This is a genomic window from Agrobacterium sp. 20P9.1.2 (assembly GCF_057799395.1).
The window spans coordinates 835,495-853,866 of sequence record NZ_JBYOKI010000001.1 but is presented as its reverse complement, the minus strand read 5'-3'; the positions used below and the strand labels follow the sequence as shown (position 1 = coordinate 853,866).

Genomic DNA, 18,372 nt, shown 5'->3' with positions numbered 1-18,372 from the left:
CACAGGTGGGGAGATTGGCTGGGCGCCCGCTTCCCGCTCTATTCGCAGCCTTCAAGATGGCCGAGCGATCTCAACGAGTCGATCTCCCTCCTTGTGGGGGAGATGTCCGGCAGGACAGAGGGGGGTAAGCCACACCCATCACCGCCCAATATGAAGCAACGCCAAACTAATACCCCACCGCCTCCCGCTTCTCCTCATCACTCAAGAACCCCGCCGCCCCCACCCGCGCCCACAGCGCATCGCGTTCGCCAGACAAGCCTGCAATCCGGTCCAGATCCGGCTCCAGCCGCAACGCACCCTCGAACAATGGCGAAAGCCAAGCCGACAAACTCGCCGCCGTGCGGTTGATCAGCGGCAGCACCGTCAGCCGATAAAACGCCCGGTTGGCCTCCTGATAATTCGCATAGGTATTGTCGCCGGGAATCCCCAGCAGCATGGGCGGCACGCCGAGTGCCAGCGCGATGTCGCGCGCCGCCCCATTCTTGGCCTCCATGAAGTCCATGTCTTTCGGCGAAAGCCCCATGCTCTTCCAGTCCAGCCCACCTTCCAGCAGCAGCGGACGCCCGGCATTCACCGCCCCCGCATAGCCCTCCTCCAGCTCCCGCTTCAGCCTCTCGTACTGGTCGGTGGAAAGATTGCCGCCCTCCTTGGGCTGATAGACCAGCGCCCCGGAAGGGCGAGCGGAATTGTCCAGCAACCGCTTGTTCCAGATGCTGGCCGCATTGTGCAAATCCAGCGCCGCCCCCGCCGCCGCCAGCGGTGAAAATCCGCAATGGTCGTCCAGCGGGTTGAACAGCTTCAGATGCAGCAGCCCCAACCCATCCCGATCCGCCGCAATCCGCCGCGCCGCCCGGCCCTCGGCGCGGTAATCAAACGCCGCAAGCCAGCCATCCGCCCCCTCGATGATGCTGACCCGGTCCGGGCGCAGCAGATGCAGTTCCCGCAGCCTCTCGCCCACCATCAGCGGCTCGATATAGCCATTGCCTGAGAGAAGCAGATGCCCGTAAAGCGCCTCGAAAAAATCCGGCCCGCTCATCTGCCCGTTGGGACGCGCCAGCAGCCGCAACAGCGCATGCTCGCCAATCTCCGCGTCACCCTCATACAGCAGCCAGCTGACGGAAGCCGCAGCCTCCGCCACCATCCGCGCTGCCCGGTGCGCCACCGGGTTGCGCATAAAGCCTTCGCGAGACAGCGCACCATAACCGCGCCCCGACCAATGCGCCCGCGCCGCCTCGCCCGAAAGCACCAGAAACCCGCCCGCCGCCTTTTCTTCGCGCACAGTTCCACCTCCCACCGGGCGCCGCCACGGCAGAGAACCAAAAAATCGCATGGATATTTCCTTTGAAAGAAAACAAAAAAGCCACCCTGCAGGTGGCTAAGATGGAGGGCCAGAAAGCTGACTTACTTGATCGGCTCTTTCACCGCCCTATCACTATCAAAATCCGCCGCCACCCGCGTCTCCCGCAGCGGCTTTACCGTATTGGTGGAAAGCTCATAGGCTGGGTCGGCCTTGTAGGCTGCCAGTGCCGCCTCATTCTCGAATTCGCCGTAGACGATGAAGTCCACCGAATTGCCCCACTGGTCCTTCTTCACGTTCTCGCCAATCTCAAGCTTCAGCGCGTGGGAAATGGCGGTGAGACCTGAGAGGCCCTTGCGCACAGCGTCGCGGTTGGCTTCTGGCACGGTGAAGAAAACGATGTGGCGGATCATGAAAGCACCTGTCATGCAAAAATCTCGGGTGAAAACCGCCTATCACCCCAATGCCGCCGGTTCAATCCGGCTTGCCGTCAGCGCCGCGTGGAATGACCTGCCATAGCCCGCAATGAGCTCGGCCCTGTCATTGCCGTTGATGATCGCCCTCGCCCCAACCCAATCCGCGCGGGATGAGTTAAAAGAGTACGAAAGCCGCCTGCCGGTAAAACTGCCACGCAGCATGCCCTCCACCAGAATCGCGGCAGAAACTTCCGGCTCCATCGCCCTCTCTGGCCGTTCCACCAGATCGATGCCTGTCACCGCCGACATAGCGTCGTAATTACGCCGGTGCGTCAGTTGCACCAGCCCGCGCCCCAGCCAGCTTTTGCCGTCTGCATCCCGCCGCCAATAGGGCGTGCGCACATGCCCCAGACGCCCTGCCGCATAGCCCCGGTCCAGAATGCAGATAGCCGCCTCATCACTCGCCGCCAGCGTTTCCCGCACCGGCTGCATGGTGCCTGCGGTCTCGTGAAACGCCGTCGCCAGCATATAGGCCAGGTGCCGCAGGTCTGCGCCGGGCGCCCGATTTCCGAATTCTGTCAGCACCAGTTCGGTGGCCTGCACCTGCTTTGCACTCAACCGACCCGCGAAAGGATTTGTCCGAATCGCCGCAAAAAACCGCTGCCTGTCGATCACCATTATGACCTTTCTGAATGACGGGTGGCTAAGCCCCCGTTTTTCCACATGTCAGCGCGCGTGACCTAAATCGATTTGAAAATATCTTAATCGATTTTAATTCATGCGAACCGTTTTAAGAGAAAATTTTACCTTGAATTGAGGAACTTTCGCCCGCTTACTCGGTTTCACGCCGCGCAAAACGCAGCGCCCAACCGCCAAGGAGGAATGCCATGACAGCAACAATTCCGCAGACCACCTACGACCGCCTCGAAAGCGAATGGCGCCAGATGCGCGAAGTCGGGACACAGCAGAAGCCGGACCAGTCTACGAAGAAGTGATGGTCAGGGCATGATGCCCGCCCGTTGCTAAACAGTTTGAAACCGCCCGTGATGCGCTTTACGCCGTCGCGGGCGTTTTGCGTTTCACGATATCTGCTACAAAATCGTCATTGGTGAACGCATGAAGATTGCCGCAGCTACCTCTCCCCCTGTGGGAGAGGAAGAAAAATCATGATTTAGCTGGAAGCTAAGTCATAGATTTTTCAGGTGAGGGGTCCGCCGCTTGCGCCGAGCATAGACCCCTCACTTGCGATTTCTAACACTTAAGCCAAGCTTAAGATGTTGAAATCGCTTTCTCTCCCAAAAGGGGAGAGATAACCACCGCAGCCACCCCTCACATCCCCCGCACCCTCGGCTCGGCCATTGTCTCCATCGCCAGCGCAGTCAGCGCCCAGACCAGCGCGTCCAGACGGTCGGGTGACTTGCCGGAAGACAGCCCGTCCGGGCCGAAATCCACCATCTGGTCCTCCAGCTTCTCAAACCGCGCCGCATGCCGCACCCGGCCCTGCTCATAAAGTGCCGCCACCGGTTCGGCGCGGGTGAATTTCCCACGGCTAGCGCGCACCATGGTAATGGGCAGGTTGGCGTCGATGCTTTTCAGCATGGCGCTCACCATCTCACCGCCCTGGTTTACCTCGGCCACCACCCGGTCGGCTTCGAAGCGGCGGAAGGCGGCAACCACCGCCCGCGCCCAGCCAGCAGGCGTCGCGCCCTCGGCTGAACAATCCGCCAGAACCCGGAACCGCCCATCGATGCCGATGCCCGCCACCACAATGCCGCAGCAGGAGCCCTCGCCGCTGCCCGCCGGCGGGTCCACCGCAACGACGATCCGCGCCAAAGTTTCCGGCCTGTCATCGAAAATCGCCTCCAGATCGGCGCGCTTCCACAGCGCATCGTCGCGCTGGGCAATCAGCTCGCCATCCAGCTCCTGCCGCCCCAGCCGCGTGCCGCCATACCGCTTCATCATCGCATCGATGAAGCCCGGCGAGAGGTTGTCGGCATTGTCATGCGTGCGCATCCGCACCACCCGGCTGCCCGGGTCGGCCATCAGCGCCTTCAACAGCGGTATCGGCCTTGGCGTGGTGGTAATCAGCTGCCGGGGATTGTCACCCAGGCGCAGGCCGAATTGCAGCATGTCCCAGGTTTCCTGCGCATAACGCCACTTCGCCAGCTCGTCAGACCACGCGAAATGAAACTGCGGCCCGCGCAGGCTTTCCGGGTCTTCGGAGGAGAAGATTTGCGCCATCGCCCCGTTCGGCCATACCAGCCTGCGGCGCGATGCCTCGAAATCCGGCCGCCTGAACCGCGCCACCCGGCATATCCCGGAGACGCCATCGATCATCACCTCACGCGCATCGCCCAGCGTTTCCGCCACCAGCGCAATGCGCAGATCGGATCGGTCACCGGTTGAGGCGATGAGATGCACCCATTCGGACCCGGCCCTGGTTTTGCCAGAGCCGCGCCCGCCAATCAGCAGCCAGTTGCGCCAGTCGCCATCCGGCTGTTGCTGCGGGTGGTTTCCCACGAAGCGCCAGTCGCGGTTGAAGCGGGCAATGTGTTGCCGTTGGTATTTTTCTGCCAGCGGCGCTGCCATGCCTTGCGCAATCTCCTGCCTGCGAATGTCAGGAACGGGAGAGCCGATCACCGGCACCGCCGCCTGTCCCGCCTCATTTTCCGGCTTCAGCCGGGTCTTGGTCCGGCGAAACACCGGCAGAGACAAGCCTTGCCCGCACTTTTTGCCGGACGAGGTCGTCGATGCGCCTTTGGAAGAATGCAACGGCGTCCTCATAATCCTGCGCTCCCGCCGCGTCTTCATCCGCCGCCTCGCGATCGCGGGCCAATTGCCGTTGCAGCGCATCGATCTTTTCCAGCGTCCGCACGATCAGCGACATGGCATCAGTCGCGGCCTTCACATCGGCCCGGGCGCCCTTCCCAGCGGCATCGTCCGCCGCCTCATCCAGCGCCGCACCTGCCCCTTCGCGCAGAGAGCGAAAGAACTGAAACTGCTCCCGCATCTCAGCGGTCATCTCGTTCAGCAACCGCCACAAATCATCGCTCGCCTTGTCCGGCGGCGCGGATTTCAACTCCAGCACGGCAGGATTATCAGCGTAAACAGGCGTGCGCGGCCACTCGCGGTAGAGCGAGAGGTCTTGGTCAAGCATCGATGTCATGGTTTGCCTGCTGGTTGGAACGTTAAACGTCAGAGCAAGCTCGCCCCCCTCTGCCCTTCCGGGCATCTCCCCCACAGGTGGGGAGATCGGCAGGAGGCAAACTCTCGCCCATCTCAAACCTCGCGGTGAGAGCGAGGCGTTTACGCCCAGCCAATCTCCCTCCTTGTGGGGGAGATGTCCGGCAGGACAGAGGGGGGTAAGCCACACCCAAAGTTCCAGCGGCAAAAACCGCTACCAACTCCACCACCCACACTTCTCCGACTATACCCAAACACTACCAAACCACCGTCACGCCGTCAAGGATTAAATTCCTATTCATCTCAAAATTTATTCCGTACCCTTCCTTCCACCCACCCCGCCGCCATACTACACTGCCGCAACAACCAACCGGGGAAGGAAGCAGAATCTTGAGATGGATCAGGCGTTTGGTCATGCCGCTGTCCAGCACCGGCATCGTCGTCGGCACGGTGCTGCTGTGCGCTTCGCTCACGCCATCGCTGCTGCCCCGCACCTTCGTCATGCAGGGCGTGTTGTGCGGATTTTCCTTTGCAATCGGTTATCTCATCGGCGTTTTTCTGAAGGACGTCGCCATCTATCTCGGCCTGCCGCAGCCCTCCCGGCATGATAAGCGCGGCATTCTCTTCGTCATATCGCTGGCGGCAATCGTCGCTGCCCTCGGCTTTCTGTGGCAGGCTGCCACGTGGCAAAACTCCATTCGTGTCTTGATGGAGCTTGACCCGCTGGACAGCGCCCACCGCGTCAAAACCGGGGCCATTGCCGTTGGCGTCTCTGCCTTGCTCATCGCTTTCGGGCGCCTGTTTCAGATCGTGCGGCGGCTGTTTGCCCTGCGCAGCCGCCGGTTTTTGCCGCGTCCGCTCGCCAATGTCGTCGGCATTGCCGCCGCCGTCATCATCGCTGTGCTGCTGCTCAACGGGCTGGTGGTCGATGTCGGCCTGCGGTTCATGGATAGCTCGCTGAAACAGGTGGATAGCCTCATCGAGCCCGATGTGCCGCGCCCCTCCGACCCCATGAAAACCGGCAGCGAAGCCTCCCTCATGACGTGGGAATCGCTCGGACGCCGTGGCCGCGAATTCGTCGCCACCGGCCCGCACAGCGCAGACATTTCTGCCTTCACCAACCGCCCGGCCATGGAGCCCATCCGCGTTTACGCCGGGCTGAATGCCGGGGCCACACCAGCGGACCGGGCCAAACTCGCCTTAGAAGAACTCAAGCGCACTGGTGGCTTCGAGCGAGACACACTCGTCGTCATCGCCCCCACCGGCACCGGCTGGATCGATCCCGAAGCCATTGACACGCTTGAATATATGCACAATGGCGATGTCGCCACCGTCGCCGTACAGTATTCCTACCTCTCCAGCTGGATCGCCCTTCTGACGGAACCGGATTACGGCGTGGAAACCGCCCGCGCCTTGTTCGAAGCCATCTACGGCTACTGGACGACACTGCCCAAGGACACCCGCCCCAAGCTCTACCTGCACGGTCTCAGCCTCGGTGCGCTGAACAGCCAGAAATCCTCCGATCTCTACGATGTGCTGGCAGATCCCTTCCAGGGCGCGCTGTGGAGCGGCCCGCCCTTCTCCAGCCCCACATGGCGCATGGCCACATCAGGCCGCACCGAAGGCTCACCCTATTGGCTGCCGAAATTCCGCGATTCCTCGGTCATCCGCTTCGCAGACCAATACACCAACGCCCATATGCCGGATAAGCCATGGGGGCCGATGCGCATCGTCTATCTGCAATATGCCAGCGACCCCATCACCTTCTTCGAAACCGCCGCGCTTTACCGCCGCCCGGAATGGATGAAGCAACCGCGCGGCCGCGACGTCTCCTCCTCCTTCCGCTGGTTCCCCGTCGTCACCGAACTGCAACTGCTCCTCGACGTCGCCGCCGCCACCACTGCCCCCGTGGGCTACGGCCACGTCTACGCGCCGGAACACTACATCGACGCGTGGCTGGAAGTGACCCAACCACAGGGCTGGACACCCGCCGAAATCCAGCGGCTGAAGATGTTTTTCAAGGCTAAACGGGGCAGTACGGACCCGATGTGAGACAGGGCCACCACAAAGATGCCATCTTGCAAAATTACCCTTTAAGGGTAATGTAAGTTATGGAAAAGCGGCTCGCCCATTACGATCTCAAGACCATTATCGCCGTCGTAAAACAGCGCCGCGCGGCAGCATTCACCAAAACCGCCATCGATGGCGGGCGGCGGATGGATTTGACGGTCAGCGAAATGATCGACGTCATTTGTAGGCTGAATGCAAAGTGTCTCTATAAGTCGATGACAACCCATAGCGACAACACCGTCTGGCAGGATGTCTACCATGCAGATACCGCCGGCGGCAGAGCCTATATCAAGCTGACGCTTCGCGAAGACGGAGCATTGGTCATACAATTCAAGGAGTTGGAGTCATGAGCGACATCTGCATGTGCTGCGATTCTGGCGCAAAAATGAGCGCCTTCTCGAACGAAACCCACCGCATCGAACATCGTGGCCTGGTAATCGATGTCGACGGCCTCTCAGGCTTTCGCTGCCCTGCCTGCGGCGAAATCGAATATGACCAACCAAGCGCAGAACGCTACGCTGCTGCCAGTGATTCACTGGTCTTGGAAGCCCGCCGTTCCACCGGTGAGGAGTTGCGGCGCATCCGTAAAAAGCTCGGCATCAATCAGGCGGAAGCATCGAAACTTACCGGCGGTGGGCACAATGCCTTTTCTCGTTACGAAACAGGCAAAGTGACGCCGACGCCTGCCGTCATCAATCTCTTCCGCATGCTGGAAAAACACCCGGAAGAAGTCGAGGGCCTCAAGCGGGCCTAAGCAACAGACCCGCCCACGTCACCGTGAAATCCGCGTCGATAAAATCACCGAAGACAGCGTCCGTTCCACCCCATCCAGCGCCCCAATGCCATCGATCAGCCGGTCCAGATCGGCAATCGAAGGCGCGGTGAGAATGGCAATGAGGTCGAAGCTGCCGCTGACGGAGTGTAGCGTCGTGACCTCTTTGATTGCGGCCAGCGCAGCCGTCACGCCCGCCAGCGCCTTGGGCGCAATCGTAATCAGCACATGCGCCCGCACCAGCCCGGAAAGATAGGCGTCTGACAGCTTGATGCCGTAACCGGATATCACCCCGTCCGCCTCCAGCCGCTCGATGCGCGCCTGCACCGTGGTGCGGGAAAGGCCAAGCTTGCGCGCCAGTTCGGCCACCGGCATACGTGCATTGTCTCCCAGCAGCGAGAGCAGCGCCCGGTCTTTTTCACTTAGCATTCTGCACAATCCTTTTGGCGATATGCATAATTCTAATCGTTCTTTCGCGCAAAGTGAAGCTACGAATCGTGTGCAAAAAGCGGCATTCTGTTACCTCAATAGCATTTCTCAAGGGGGACAGAATGAAACATATCGTTATCATCGGCGCAGGCAATATCGGCTCCGCCATCGCATGGATGCTCGCCGTTACAGGCGATTACCGCGTCACCGTCGCGGACCGTTCCGCAGATCAGCTCGCTAACGTCCCCGGCCATGAGCGGGTCGATACCGAGATCGTCGACATCACCGATCGCCTCGGCTTGCAGGCGCTGTTGAAGGATAAATTCGCGGTCCTCTCCGCTGCCCCGTTCCACCTCACCGCGGGCATAGCCGAAGCGGCAGTCGCGGTCGGCACGCATTATCTCGACCTCACCGAAGACGTCGAATCTACCCGCAAGGTCAAGAAACTGGCTGAAACCGCAGAAAGCGCGCTCATCCCGCAATGCGGCCTTGCGCCGGGCTTCATCTCCATCGTCGCTGCCGATCTCGCCTCTCGTTTCGACAAGCTGGATAGCGTGCGCATGCGCGTCGGCGCTTTGCCGCAATACCCGTCCAACGCCTTGAATTATAACCTCACCTGGAGCACGGACGGGCTCATCAACGAATATATCGAGCCCTGCGAAGCCATCGTCGAGGGCCGCCTCACCGCCGTGCCTGCCCTGGAAGAGCGCGAGGAATTCTCGCTCGACGGCATGACCTACGAGGCCTTCAACACATCGGGCGGCCTCGGCACACTGGCCGCCACGCTGGAGGGCAAGGTGCGCACCATGAACTACCGCACCATCCGCTATCCCGGGCACGTCGCCATCATGAAGGCGCTGCTCAACGACCTTAACCTGCGCAACCGCCGCGATGTGCTGAAAGACCTCTTCGAAAACGCCCTGCCCGCCACCATGCAGGATGTCGTCATCGTATTCGTTACCGTCTGCGGGACGAAAAATGGCCGCTTCATGCAGGAAACCTACGCCCACAAAGTCTACGCCGGACCCGCCTCCGGCCGCATGATGAGCGCCATCCAGATCACCACCGCCGCCGGCATTACAACGGTTCTGGATTTGCTGAGCCAAGGCAAGCTGCCGCAGAAAGGCTTTGTGAAACAGGAGGATATCGGTCTGGCGGATTTTCTGGCCAACCGGTTCGGGCAGTTTTATGCGCTTCGGGAGGGGTTGGCGAAGGTGGGGTAGTCACTTCCTTCGTAAATTAGCCACAGCGGGTGTGGCTCACCCCCCTCTGCCCTGCCGGGCATCTCCCCCTCAGGTGGGGAGATCGACTCGTTGAGGCCTCTCGCCCATCTTAAAAGCTGCGGATAGAGCGGGGTTCGTGCGCCCAGCCAATCTCCCCCCTTGAGGGGGAGATGTCCGGCAGGACAGAGGGGGGTAAGCCCCACCCACTTCGCCAAACGTCACCTCGCCGCCCCCCACCTCACGTCCCACAAAACGTCCGAAACACCCGCTCGTGCCCCATCGGCGCCTGCATATAAACTGCAAACTCCGGCACCTCCTCAAATGGCCGGGCCGTTGCCCGAACCATCGCATGGAACGGCTCGAAATCCCCATCTTCCACCGCCGCCGCAATCACTTCCTCAATGCGATGGTTGCGGGGAATAACCGCCGGGTTCACCGCCCGCATAGCCTGCGCCCGGGCGCTTTCCGTCTCGCTCTCGCGCCACGTCCGCTGCCGCCAACGCGCCAGCCATTCATCCGCACCGGCCAGATCGGTGAACATGCCGCGAAACGCCTCGGGGCTGCCATCCGCCGCATCGCATAGCCTGCGAAATGTCAGTGTAAAGTCCACCTCGTTTCGCTGCATCAAACCCAGCAGATCCTGCACCAGTTGCTCATCGGAATCATCCTGCGTACTGAGCCCCAGCTTCTGCCGCATGCCGGAAAGCCAGCGTTTGGGAAAGTCGCTGGCAAATTCCGCCAATACCGAATTGGCCAGCTCCACTGCCGTGTCGGCATCATCATCCAGCAATGGCAGCAGGCATTCCGCCAGCCGGGCTATGTTCCACTGCGCAATGCCGGGCTGGCTGTTGTAGGCGTAGCGCCCCTGCGCATCGATGGAGGAGAATACCTTGTTAGGATTATATTCATCCATAAACGCGCAAGGCCCGAAGTCGATCGTCTCGCCGGAAATCGCGACATTGTCCGTGTTCATAACCCCATGGATGAAGCCCACCATCAGCCAGCGGCAAACAAGCTCGCGCTGCCGCTCCGCAATGGCTTGCAGCAAGGCAAAATAGGGCTTCTCTGCCCGGTTGACCTCAGGATAATGCCGGTTAATCACATAATCCGCCAGCACCTTGATGGCCGCATGGTCCTCACGCGCCGCAAAATACTGGAACGTCCCAACCCGGATGTGGCTCGCCGCCACCCGCGTCACCACGCCGCCGGGCAGACCGGTTTCGCGCTGCACCCGCTCGCCCGTCGCTACTGCTGCCAGCGCGCGTGTGGCCGGAATGCCGAGCGCATGCATGGCCTCGGAAACGATATATTCCCGCAGAACCGGACCAAGCGCCGCACGCCCATCGCCACGCCTTGAAAACTTCGTCGGCCCGGAACCCTTCAGCTGAATATCCCGGCGTTTGCCATTGATATCAACCACTTCCCCCAACAAAATCGCCCGCCCGTCACCCAGCTGCGGCACGAAATTGCCGAACTGATGCCCCGCATAGGCCATCGCCAAAGGTTCCGCCCCCGGCGGCACGACATTGCCGGAAAAGATCGCCGCCAAGCGCGCATCATCCACATCAGCAAGCTCGAGCCCAAGCTCGTCCGCCAAAGGCCTGTTGAACGCAATCAACACCGGCGTCGCCACCGGCGTGGGCAAGGCAGCGGCGGTAAAATGCTCCGGCAGGCGCGCATAGGAATTGTCAAAATGGATCACGGGTAATCTCCCTGTTTCCATCTATATGGGCGGTTTTACCCCAATATTCCAGCCGCTGGCATGGAAGCCGTCATTTCGCAGTGCCGCTATTGACGTCATGGAAATTCCTGCTGGAGCATCGGCAAAGTCATTTGGGCGGCAATTGTATTTTTTCAATTTATCATCGTTTTATTTGACGACGCAACCTATGCTGACATGGTCATTTTTCATCCAAAAGCTTTTGCCTCACAACAATTTTTAGATAAATCTTAATCACGCAATCCGTGCGAAAGCATTTTCTAAATTATTTTTAATTGAAATTATTAACCAATCGTAGCACCCTGACAAAATCTGCCGATCACGGCGGCTGGGTGATTCGTTTGGGGACTTTCGGATGATGGGGTTCGTTTTCAGGAGAGCAATTGCGGCCTGCGGGCTTTTATCGCTTCTGTCCACCGGCGTTTTGGCGGTGGAAAATGGTGAGAGAACTGCGGAAACGCACAGGCTGCATTACACGCAGGCGCAAGGCTCGCGGCTCATTGCCGTTTCGTGGTTACAGGTGCTGAAACAGCCCGAAATCAGGAGTTTTCAGCCCGTTGGCCTTGCCCGTTACGGCTATCAACCCATGGAGGGCTCGGCGCGGGATTTGGCCTTGGGTTTTCCGGTTACGGGTGCCGGTCCGCATATGGCGGGGCTAACCTGTTTTACGTGTCCGCCGCGCGACAATGCGGCTTCCGGCACCGGGTCCCTTATTGAAACCGGGCAGAAATCGCTGAATTTCCAGGGTCTTCTGGTGGATGTCAAAACGCAGTTCGCCTCCGTCGGCAAAGGCGCTTTCTGAACGGCGCTCGCGCACAAGCCTCTGAAATCTCCGCACAGTTTGGCGCGGATGAACTTTAACCTGCCACTTTCGTTCCTATTCTGTTGAGACACAGAGACGAAAGGACAGTGGAATGAACGATACCGCCTTGCCCGTAGAGATCGAGAGCGCAATCCGCACCATTCAAACCGATCTTCCGGTCAATGCCACATTCCATATCTGGTTGAAGGCGAAGAAGGCCGATGAGCCGGGGGCTGTTTCGTTTTCCAACCATAACGGCAAGTTCGCTGAGGTCTCGTCCACCAATATTGATGAGTATAATTTCCGCATCTATCAGGTCTTTGGCGGCGGCCGCGTCGAGCTAAGCTACGATACGGTCACCACAGCCGTCTCCGTCATCTACTGGTTCGTCCAGTCTGACGTGCTGGAAACCGGCATTACAGTCGTCCACACCAAGCCGGATAACGCTGCGCCCGATCTGCCGGATAGCTACCACTTCCGCCCACCCTTCGGCTGGATGAACGATCCCAACGGCTTTGGCCGTTTCGAGGGGCGCCCGCACCTGTTTTATCAGCATTATTCCCACGGCCTGCGCTGGAACACCATGCATTGGGGCCATGCGGTATCCTCGGATTACCTGCGCTGGCGGCATTTGCCGATCTTCCTCTTCCCCTCCGAAGACCTGACGACACGTCCGGACAAGCGCGGCGGGGCCTATTCCGGCTCCACCATCCCGCTGGTGGAAGGCACCGGCATCCGCGTGTTCTTTACCGAGCAGGTGCAGGACCGCGTGCCGGAACAGCAGATCCAGCTGACCGCGACCTCCTCCGATCTCATCATGGCCGGTCAGGCCGATGTCATTCTCGGCCACCGCCCGGATAATCAAGGCCTGACGCCTGACTTCCGCGACCCTTATGTGGTGCGCGGGCCGGATGGCCTTTGGAAAATGCTGCTGGGCAGCCAGAGCGATGGCGGCGGCGTCATTCTGCTTTATGAAACGCAGGACCCGACAGCCGCCTCCGGCTGGACCTATGTAGGCAAGCTGTGGGTGGAAACGCGTTACAAGACCACGGCCATCGAATGCCCCTGCCTGCTGCCTCTGGACGGCCCGGCCAATGCCCGCTCCACCCGCTGGGTGCTGACCTATGGCCTCATGCATTCGGAAGATGCCGCCACCGGTCGCAAGAACCTGACCATGGCCGATGTCGGCTGGTTCGATGGCAAGACTTTCGTCAAGGAATTCGGCCAGGAACTGGATTTCGGCACGGATAATTACGCCTTCCAGGCCTTTCTGGATGGCGATACCATCGTCGGCATCGGCTGGTTGGCCAATTGGGCGGATGCGACGCCGGAAATCGATTTTCCCACCGCCATGACCCTGCCGCGCCGCATGCATTTCTCGCACGGTGCGCTGCTGACACCACCCATCGGTGCGGCAGAAAGCCTGCGCCACCGCATTCTGGACCGCACACGGCTGGCGGCGGGAGAGCGGGTAGAGCTCCAGACGGGCGCCGTCGAACTCCTGTTCGAACTCACCAAGCCCGGCCTACCCTTCGAACTCGAACTCGACCACCCCGGCGTGAAACTCGGTGTCGTCTGCGATGAAACGGGCCTCTGGATTCGCCATGAAGACGGTCGCGAAGGCCCTTCGCCGCGCTATATTTCCGAGGGTGCACGCCCGTTCCGCCTGCGCATTTTCCTCGATTACGGCTCCATCGAAGTCTTTGCCGACTATGGCCGTCATGTCGGCACCAAGCGCCTCGAAAGCTTCGAGCCGGTGCGCGCAGCCCATCTGAAAAGCATCGATGGGGCGGTGGCGCACGCCACGATCTGGGCGCTAAAACAGTAAGCGCTCAGGAACATTCGCCTCCCTGCATCGTTGTCTTGGTAAGAAACTTATCCAGAGGAGAGCTTCGTGACCAAGATTCAGGGAACCGATCCCATTCTATTTCCATCCGAGGCCAATGAGAACAAAGGCGAAAAAACACGCGCCGGCCGCGGTATCATCCTCATCATCGCTGGCGTCGGCATTCTGGCCTTCGTCATCTATCTGGCAATGATCGTGTTCATGACCACGCAGTCTTAAGGACTGCGTGTATCCTCCCCTTCCCCAAACAAGACAGGAACACGACCATGGACCCGCGCAAGCCCCTCACAGAAAACGAAGACGCCCTCGATCAGGATATCGTAGACGTTGAAGTAGACGACCTCCACGAAGACGGCGAACTTTCGCAGCAGATCGAACAGGAACTGCGCGAAGAAGAAGCCGAAACCGACGACGATCCCTATCAGGAAAGCGACGACGCTCTGCCAGATGATGTCGAGGAAAAGGTTCTGGATCGCAATCCATCCCGCGAGGGTGGAAAGTTCGACGAGGTTTGATCGTCGAGGAGTTCTGATGGTTTTAAAGGGTGATCTCGGATCACCCTTTTTCGTTTGCTCCGCGCGCCAAAAATCGCTTCAGCATATGCCGTTGATGATCTTGGGCACCAAAGAAAACCGCAAGGAGTTTGACTTGCTGGCGATCCTCAAAAACCTCGAAATAGAATATGGCTTTGTTTTTCGTGACGTTGCGCAAGCCGGGCAAAAGATGAGTCGATAATGTTCCTTGAAACGGTGCGTGCCCCAGAAGCTCAATCTCTTTGTCGATCGACCTGAGCCTGACGCTCGCCCGTTCAAAAGCCTCCCCTAACTCGTCCCCAAAAGCTAAGTACGACTCTAGGAGATGATCGAAGAGCAATTCTAGATCACGCTCGACATCCTCCGAGCGAATAATCTCATACGCCATAAGCAGCCTTTTTCGCTGCAATCATTGCCTCGGTACGCTTTTCCCCTTCTTCCTGAGATATAAACGGACCTTTGCTGCGCTCTTCCAGCAGTGCCTTGAGCGCTGCCAATTCGGCGTCATGTAACTCCGTCTCCTGACGCAGAAGTTCTATTCCGCGCTGAACCACAGCACTGAGACTGGAGAACCTACCATCCTCAACAAGCTGGCGTGCAAAGCTATCCTGTTGATCTGAAATGGAAACCGACGCTTTAACCGACATGACCACTCTCCGTTGGGAAAACGACTACTACTCAGTAGCATACTCGTCTTTCCTTTGCCAGAACATCACCCCACTCGCTCCGGGCTGTACCCAACCTCCCGCATCGCCTCCTCAGCCGTCGCGGCATCGCCAGTCACCGTCACACTGTGCATAGAAAGGTCGATACCGATTTCCGCGCCGGGAAGCGCTTCTGTCAGGGCGCCCCTTATCGTTTTCTCGCAGTGTCCGCAGGTCATGTCGTGTACGGTGAAGGTGGTGGTTGTCATGCTGATTTCCTCTATATTCCAATTACTTATGCGTCACTAAGGCGTCGATGCCTGCCAGATCGTCCAGAATGGGGCAGTCCGGCCGGTGGTCGCCGCCGCAGCAGTGGGCGAGATGGGAGAGCGTTTTGACCATGGCTTTCATCTCCGCGATCTTGCGCTCAAGATCGTTGATGTGGGCGAGCGCTATGTCCTTCACGGCGGAGCTTTCGCGGGTTTTGTCCTGCCAGAGTTTCAGCAGCGTTTCCGTTTCCTCCAGCGAAAAACCCAGCGTGCGGGAGCGCTTGATGAAACGCAGATTGTGCACATCCTGCTCGCCATAGACGCGGTAATTATTACCCGTGCGGGCCGCAGGCGTGATGAGGCCGATCTGTTCATAATAGCGGATCATCTTGGCCGATACGCCCGACGCCTCAGATGCCTGACCGATGTTCATGTCGATACCTTCGCTGTTTTCAATCTCAACGCATTGCCCAGCACGAAGACGGAAGACAGCGCCATGGCGCCAGCCCCGACCATGGGTGACAGCATGATGCCGAAACCCGGATAAAGCGCACCCGCCGCCACGGGAATGAGCGCGACGTTGTACCCGAAGGCCCAGAACAGGTTCTGGCGGATGTTGCGCATGGTGGCACGGCTCATCTCGATGGCGTGGACCACGCCCATCAGATCACCGCCCACCAGCACCACATCGGCGCTTTCAATGGCCACATCCGTCCCGGTGCCGATGGCGATACCGATATCGGCCTCAGCCAGCGCCGGTGCATCATTGATGCCATCTCCCACGAAGGCCAGTGTCTTACCGCCCTGCCGTAGATCATGGATGGCCTGCACCTTGCTCTCGGGCAATACTTCGGCCACCACCGTTTCGATGCCTACTTGGCTGGCGATGGCCTTGGCCGTGCGGGCATTATCCCCCGTCACCATCGCCACCTCTATGCCCATGGATTTCAAGGCTTTGATAGCATGGATGCTGGATGGTTTCAGCGGGTCTGCCACTGCGATGATGGCTGCCAGTTGACCATCGATGGCGGCGTAAAGCGGTGTCTTGCCTTCATCGCCCAGCTTTTGTGCGGTGTTTGCGAATGGTGCGACGGAAAGGTCGAGTTTCACCATGAAGCGGTCTGCGCCAACGTCGATTTTGCGGCCATCCACAGTGGCCGAGATGCCGTAGCCGGTAATGCTTTGGAAGTTGGTGATTGTTGAGGAGAAGACCCCCTCTACCCTGCCGGGCTTCGTCGCTGCAATCGATTCACTGGATCGATTGCCCTGCTGCGCAGACCGCTCCTCTGCCCCCACAAGGGGGGAGAGACCAAGTGGCGAGCTTACCATTCCAGCATCAAACGGTTCAGCCGGGTTAGCCCCTCCCCCTTGTGGGGAGGGGTTGGGGAGGGGTTCTTCCCCCCTTGCCGCCCGCACAATCGCCTCCGCAATCGGATGCTCCGAGCGGCTTTCCACCGCTGCCACCAGCCTCAAAACCTCCCGGCGCTCAAACCCATCGGCCACCACCAGATCGGTCAGTTCCGGCCTGCCCTTCGTCACCGTCCCGGTCTTGTCCACCACCACGATCCCGGCAGACAGCAGGGCCTGCAAAGCCTCACCCTTGCGAAACAGCACGCCCAGTTCCGCAGCCCGCCCCGTGCCGACCATGATCGAAGTCGGCGTGGCGAGCCCCATGGCACAGGGGCAGGCGATGATGAGGACGGCGACGGCATTGATCAGCGCGTAGGTATAGGCAGGCTGCGGCCCAAAGATCGCCCAGACCACAAAAGTCAGCACCGCAACACCAATCACGACAGGCACAAACAGAGCCGTCACCCGGTCCACCAGCAGCTGGATCGGCAGTTTTGCGCCCTGCGCCTGTTCCACCAGCGCGATGATCTGCGCCAGCATCGTATCGGACCCGACCTTCGTCGCCCGGAATTTCAGCGTGCCATTTCCATTGATCGTGCCGCCGGTCACATGCGCGCCCACAGTCTTTTCCATCGGCACCGGCTCGCCCGAAATCATCGATTCATCGATATAAGACGCACCCTCCACCACCTCGCCATCCACGGCCAGGCGCTCGCCGGGGCGGATGATGATGAGGTCGCCTACGACAACCTCGTCCGGTGCAATATCCAGCGTCTGCCCGTCCCGCTCCACCCGTGCTGTCTTCGCCTGAAGGCTCGCCAGTTTGCGGATGGCATCGCCCGTCTTGCCGCTGGCACGGGCCTCCAGCAACCGCCCGATCAGGATCAGCGTGACGATGACGGTGGCCGCCTCGTAATAGACATGCCGGGCATTGTCGGGCAGCAGGCCGGGCGCAAACGTCGTCACCAGCGAATAGAGATAGGCCGCACTCACCCCCAGCGCCACCAGCGAATTCATCTCCGGTGCGCCATGCGCAAGGGCCGGAAACCCGGACTTCAGGAACCGCCAGCCCGGCCCGAAAATCACCACCGTCGCCAGCGCAAAATAGACGTAATACAGCGTCTGCGTCTCGATAACGCCCATCAGCCAATGATGCATCGGCGCATAAAGATGCCCACCCATTTCCAGCACGAAAAGCGGTGTGGTGAAGATGGCCGCCAGAACGACATCCCGCTTCAGCGTCGCCTCGTCACCAGCATGGTGCCTATGCTCATGCCCCGCGTGGTCGTGGCCAACAGCACCCGGAACCTTCAGCGCAAATCCGGCAAGCCGAGCCGTTTCCACCAGCACCTCGCGCTGCCGCGCACCGCCCATGCTCTCAATGGTCACCGCCCCGCTCTGAGCATCCACCTCCACATTTATAGTGGTCGGCGCGGCTTCCAGCACGGCCTTCAACCGCGCCGCATCGTCCGCCCCCTTCAAGCCATGCGCCACCAGCATAATCGTCTGCGGCGCAACCTCATAACCAATCTTCTTCACCGCTGCGGCCAGCGTCTTTGCCGAAAACCCCTGCCCCGGTTCCACCGTCAGTCGCTTCGTCGCAAAATTCACCGAACTGGCCACCACCCCTGGCACCTTCCCCGCCGCCACCTCAACGCGCCGCACGCAGGACGCACAGGTCATGCCTTCCACGGATACGGAAATCGGCTCTGCCGGGATGGTCTTGACTGTCTTATTCATGGGATTTCCCCTTTCGAGACCTCATGTAAGGCTTCCCATGATGGGAAGGTCAAGGGAGAATCCGACGATTTTGGCTGC

Annotated in this window: 20 protein-coding genes; 8 read left to right on the top strand and 12 right to left on the bottom strand. The window is 59.9% G+C overall.

The annotated features are described in order from the left end of the window. Nucleotides 1-166: 166 nt before the first annotated feature. The 5 genes from AC27VJ_RS04195 to AC27VJ_RS04175 all read right to left on the bottom strand — a co-directional run bounded on the left by AC27VJ_RS04195 (nt 167) and on the right by AC27VJ_RS04175 (nt 4,879). A complete protein-coding gene (locus tag AC27VJ_RS04195) occupies nt 167-1,330 on the bottom strand; it encodes a phage portal protein (RefSeq protein ID WP_488682921.1) in 1,164 nt (387 codons plus the stop codon). Nucleotides 1,331-1,401: 71 nt separating this feature from the next. Beyond that, nucleotides 1,402-1,710, bottom strand: coding sequence for a Dabb family protein (locus tag AC27VJ_RS04190; RefSeq protein ID WP_488683186.1), 309 nt, complete (start codon nt 1,708-1,710; stop codon nt 1,402-1,404). A gap of 42 nt (nt 1,711-1,752) precedes the next feature. Continuing rightward, nucleotides 1,753-2,391 carry a hypothetical protein gene (locus AC27VJ_RS04185; RefSeq protein ID WP_488682920.1) on the bottom strand — a complete coding sequence of 213 codons (639 nt, stop codon included), beginning with the start codon at nt 2,389-2,391 and terminating at the stop codon, nt 1,753-1,755. A gap of 651 nt (nt 2,392-3,042) precedes the next feature. Further along, nucleotides 3,043-4,302 (bottom strand): DNA-packaging protein, encoded by a 1,260-nt coding sequence (locus AC27VJ_RS04180; RefSeq protein WP_488683185.1) that lies wholly within the window; start codon nt 4,300-4,302, stop codon nt 3,043-3,045. Nucleotides 4,303-4,375: 73 nt separating this feature from the next. Further along, complete coding sequence (locus AC27VJ_RS04175; protein ID WP_488682919.1) at nt 4,376-4,879, bottom strand: hypothetical protein; 504 nt, start codon at nt 4,877-4,879, stop codon at nt 4,376-4,378. A gap of 431 nt (nt 4,880-5,310) precedes the next feature. On the opposite strand from AC27VJ_RS04175, the gene AC27VJ_RS04170 reads away from it, so the two are divergent. Genes AC27VJ_RS04170 through AC27VJ_RS04160 form a run of 3 tightly spaced genes read left to right on the top strand, consistent with a single transcriptional unit; the run spans nt 5,311 to nt 7,720 of the window. Next, a complete protein-coding gene (locus tag AC27VJ_RS04170; protein ID WP_488682918.1) occupies nt 5,311-6,948 on the top strand; it encodes an alpha/beta hydrolase in 1,638 nt (545 codons plus the stop codon). A 59-nt stretch (nt 6,949-7,007) separates the two neighbouring features. Next, on the top strand, nt 7,008-7,316 hold the full coding sequence (locus AC27VJ_RS04165; RefSeq protein ID WP_488682917.1) for a type II toxin-antitoxin system MqsR family toxin: 309 nt from the start codon (nt 7,008-7,010) through the stop codon (nt 7,314-7,316). Then, a complete protein-coding gene (locus AC27VJ_RS04160) occupies nt 7,313-7,720 on the top strand; it encodes a type II toxin-antitoxin system MqsA family antitoxin (RefSeq protein WP_488682916.1) in 408 nt (135 codons plus the stop codon). The genes AC27VJ_RS04165 and AC27VJ_RS04160 overlap by 4 nt, the downstream gene beginning before the upstream one ends. An 18-nt stretch (nt 7,721-7,738) precedes the next feature. On the opposite strand, the gene AC27VJ_RS04155 is transcribed toward AC27VJ_RS04160, so the two are convergent. Beyond that, a complete protein-coding gene (locus AC27VJ_RS04155) occupies nt 7,739-8,167 on the bottom strand; it encodes an Lrp/AsnC family transcriptional regulator (protein ID WP_112501786.1) in 429 nt (142 codons plus the stop codon). A 122-nt stretch (nt 8,168-8,289) separates the two neighbouring features. Here AC27VJ_RS04155 and AC27VJ_RS04150 point away from each other — a divergent pair, with 122 nt between their 5' ends. Next, complete coding sequence (locus AC27VJ_RS04150) at nt 8,290-9,390, top strand: saccharopine dehydrogenase family protein (RefSeq protein ID WP_488682915.1); 1,101 nt, start codon at nt 8,290-8,292, stop codon at nt 9,388-9,390. A gap of 238 nt (nt 9,391-9,628) precedes the next feature. On the opposite strand, the gene AC27VJ_RS04145 is transcribed toward AC27VJ_RS04150, so the two are convergent. Continuing rightward, on the bottom strand, nt 9,629-11,113 hold the full coding sequence (locus AC27VJ_RS04145) for a protein adenylyltransferase SelO (protein ID WP_488682914.1): 1,485 nt from the start codon (nt 11,111-11,113) through the stop codon (nt 9,629-9,631). A gap of 352 nt (nt 11,114-11,465) precedes the next feature. Here AC27VJ_RS04145 and AC27VJ_RS04140 point away from each other — a divergent pair, with 352 nt between their 5' ends. The 4 genes from AC27VJ_RS04140 to AC27VJ_RS04125 all read left to right on the top strand — a co-directional run bounded on the left by AC27VJ_RS04140 (nt 11,466) and on the right by AC27VJ_RS04125 (nt 14,273). Then, entirely contained in the window at nt 11,466-11,912 is a 447-nt protein-coding gene (locus AC27VJ_RS04140; RefSeq protein ID WP_488682913.1) for a hypothetical protein, read from the top strand. A 112-nt stretch (nt 11,913-12,024) separates the two neighbouring features. After that, a complete protein-coding gene (locus AC27VJ_RS04135) occupies nt 12,025-13,740 on the top strand; it encodes a GH32 C-terminal domain-containing protein (protein ID WP_488682912.1) in 1,716 nt (571 codons plus the stop codon). Nucleotides 13,741-13,806: 66 nt separating this feature from the next. Next, nucleotides 13,807-13,977: a hypothetical protein gene (locus AC27VJ_RS04130; RefSeq protein WP_488682911.1), complete on the top strand. Its 171-nt coding sequence runs from the start codon at nt 13,807-13,809 to the stop codon at nt 13,975-13,977. A gap of 47 nt (nt 13,978-14,024) precedes the next feature. After that, nucleotides 14,025-14,273: a hypothetical protein gene (locus tag AC27VJ_RS04125; RefSeq protein WP_488682910.1), complete on the top strand. Its 249-nt coding sequence runs from the start codon at nt 14,025-14,027 to the stop codon at nt 14,271-14,273. A gap of 40 nt (nt 14,274-14,313) precedes the next feature. On the opposite strand, the gene AC27VJ_RS04120 is transcribed toward AC27VJ_RS04125, so the two are convergent. The 5 genes from AC27VJ_RS04120 to AC27VJ_RS04100 form a co-directional block, all read right to left on the bottom strand. After that, entirely contained in the window at nt 14,314-14,679 is a 366-nt protein-coding gene (locus tag AC27VJ_RS04120) for a type II toxin-antitoxin system RelE/ParE family toxin (protein WP_488682909.1), read from the bottom strand. Next, nucleotides 14,669-14,938, bottom strand: coding sequence for a ribbon-helix-helix domain-containing protein (locus tag AC27VJ_RS04115; protein ID WP_488682908.1), 270 nt, complete (start codon nt 14,936-14,938; stop codon nt 14,669-14,671). The genes AC27VJ_RS04120 and AC27VJ_RS04115 overlap by 11 nt, the downstream gene beginning before the upstream one ends. Before the next feature lie 65 nt (nt 14,939-15,003). Further along, complete coding sequence (locus tag AC27VJ_RS04110) at nt 15,004-15,204, bottom strand: heavy-metal-associated domain-containing protein (RefSeq protein ID WP_488682907.1); 201 nt, start codon at nt 15,202-15,204, stop codon at nt 15,004-15,006. Between the two features lie 22 nt (nt 15,205-15,226). After that, complete coding sequence (gene cueR / locus AC27VJ_RS04105; RefSeq protein WP_488682906.1) at nt 15,227-15,637, bottom strand: Cu(I)-responsive transcriptional regulator; 411 nt, start codon at nt 15,635-15,637, stop codon at nt 15,227-15,229. After that, nucleotides 15,634-18,294, bottom strand: coding sequence for a heavy metal translocating P-type ATPase (locus AC27VJ_RS04100; protein WP_488682905.1), 2,661 nt, complete (start codon nt 18,292-18,294; stop codon nt 15,634-15,636). The genes cueR and AC27VJ_RS04100 overlap by 4 nt, the downstream gene beginning before the upstream one ends. Nucleotides 18,295-18,372 lie beyond the last annotated feature (78 nt).